A 1471-nucleotide genomic window follows, 5' to 3' on the forward strand; every position below is an offset into this window, starting at 1 on the left:
GTGAGAGTGTCCCTATGTTTTTCGTCAAGCGGTTTTGGGTGTTTGGGCTTGGTAGAGGGTGCCGTCGCGGAGCATGGCGTAGAGGGTGTCGCAGCGGCGTCGTGCGAGGGCGATGAGGGCTTGGTTGTGGCGTTTGCCTTCGGCGCGTTTGCGGTCGTAGTAGGCCCGTGATGGCGGGTCGTGGAGCGCTGCGAACGCGGAGATAAACAGGGTTCGTTTGAGGACTTTGTTGCCTTTTCTGGAGGAGTGGTCGCCGCGGATGGAGGACCCGGATCGCCAGGTGACAGGGGCCAGCCCGGCGTAGGAGGCCAGGTGCCCTGCTGTGGGGAAGTCTTTCCCGGCGACTTCGGTGAGGATTCGTGCGGCGGTCCTGATGCCCACGGCCGGCAAAGACATCAGGACCGGGTGAAGAGGGTGGGCCTCCACGAGGGCTTCGACCTGGGTGAAGACCATGGCCCGGCTTTCATGAAGCCTGGCAAGCATTCCGGCCAGTTCGGGCAGCACGATGGTCGCGGCGTTCGTTCCCACGACAGTGACTGTTTGCCGGCCAAGGGCCTCGATGATTTCATCGGCCAGGCGTTCGCCCATCCGGGGTGCGAGTTTGGTCAGCCGGTTCCCGATCCGGCGGCGGCCAGCGTGACGAAGCGCCGCCGGTGTGGGCCAGGTCCGCAGCAGGTCCAGCACGGCAGGGTGGTCCATATAGGGTCCGAGCACCCTTTCCAGAGCTGGGTGGATCTGGGTGAGCAGCCCGCGGATCCGGTTCGAAGTCGCCGTGGCCTGTTTGGCCAGGTCCTCATCAAACCCACACAGCATGCTCAACTCAGCGAGCTGCTCATCGACCAACTGAACCGAGCGCAAGGCATGGGGCATGGTCCTGGCGGCCTCGGCGATGATGAACGCGTCACGGGCGTCCGTTTTCGCTTCTCCAGGATGCAGGTCAGCGATCCGGCGCATCGCCAGCCCGGGCAGATACCCGACAAGAACACCGGCATCCTGGGCAACCGCCACAGGAAGCGCGCCGATGGTCGCTGGCTGGTCAACGACCAGTAACACCCGTCCTGCGTCCTCAAGTTCGGTGATGATTTCCCGGATTTTGGCTTCATCATTGGGCAACGCCCGGTCCAGCAATTTCTTTCCGGACCGGTCCACGGCAACGGCATGATGGACGCCCTTGCCAACATCAAGACCAATAAACACTTCGACAGCGTCGTGGTTCGCGATCATCTAAGACCTCCAGTCGTAGTCAGCTCCTGCGCTGGCCCGGTAGCGGTGTCAGGACCCGGCACCCACGTTACGCACGACGTTCCCGAACTGTCCTGCCCCTATCAGCGGTCTCCCGGCACCTACCAACCCCGGTGACAACACTCTCAAGATCATCAAGCGACAGAGCGTCAAAATCATGCCGGAGCCGGCAGGCCAGCACACCCATATCCTGCACCAGGAAACAGGCTACGAAAAAGGTAACGAGCGT

The 1471-nt window shown here is 62.5% G+C and carries 1 protein-coding gene and 1 pseudogene; both read right to left on the bottom strand.

The features are described from left to right. Positions 1 to 24: 24 nt before the first annotated feature. A pseudogene (locus ACIPV6_RS23675) lies at positions 25 to 1247 on the bottom strand (IS110 family transposase). A 44-nt stretch (positions 1248 to 1291) separates the two neighbouring features. Continuing rightward, the coding region (locus ACIPV6_RS23680) for a hypothetical protein (RefSeq protein WP_400273238.1) at positions 1292 to 1471 on the bottom strand (180 nt) is incomplete at its 5' end.

The organism is Paenarthrobacter sp. NPDC089988 (assembly GCF_044748465.1).
Lineage (GTDB): Bacteria > Actinomycetota > Actinomycetes > Actinomycetales > Micrococcaceae > Arthrobacter.